General features: G+C 61.0%; 1 protein-coding gene. It reads right to left on the reverse strand.

The genetic code is table 11. The annotated features are described in order from the left end of the window. Nucleotide 1: 1 nt before the first annotated feature. Nucleotides 2–575 (reverse strand): EF-Tu C-terminal domain-related protein (locus ARADN35_RS0100010; protein ID WP_010457722.1); only part of this gene is annotated, 574 nt, incomplete at its 5' end.

The following is a 575-nucleotide window of genomic DNA, read 5'->3' on the forward strand; positions in this document are numbered from 1 at the left end:
ATTACGCGAGGATCTTGGCCACGACGCCAGCGCCCACGGTACGGCCACCTTCGCGGATAGCGAAGCGCAGGCCTTCTTCCATGGCGATGGGGTTGATCAGCTTCACAGTGATCGACACGTTGTCACCAGGCATGACCATTTCCTTGTCGGCTGGCAGCTCGATGGCACCAGTGACGTCGGTCGTGCGGAAGTAGAACTGAGGACGGTAGTTGTTGAAGAAAGGCGTGTGACGGCCGCCTTCGTCCTTGCTCAGAACGTACACCTCAGCGGTGAAGTGGGTGTGGGGCTTGATCGAGCCGGGCTTGCACAGCACTTGGCCGCGTTCCACGTCTTCGCGCTTGGTGCCGCGCAGCAGCAGGCCAACGTTGTCGCCAGCCTGGCCTTGGTCCAGCAGCTTGCGGAACATTTCCACGCCGGTGCAGGTGGTCTTGACGGTGTCCTTGATACCGACGATTTCGATTTCTTCGCCGACCTTGACAATACCGCGTTCGATACGGCCGGTCACCACGGTGCCGCGACCGGAGATCGAGAACACGTCTTCCACAGGCATCAGGAAGGCGCCGTCCACAGCGCGC

It is taken from the genome of Acidovorax radicis N35, assembly GCF_000204195.1.
GTDB lineage: Bacteria > Pseudomonadota > Gammaproteobacteria > Burkholderiales > Burkholderiaceae_C > Acidovorax > Acidovorax radicis.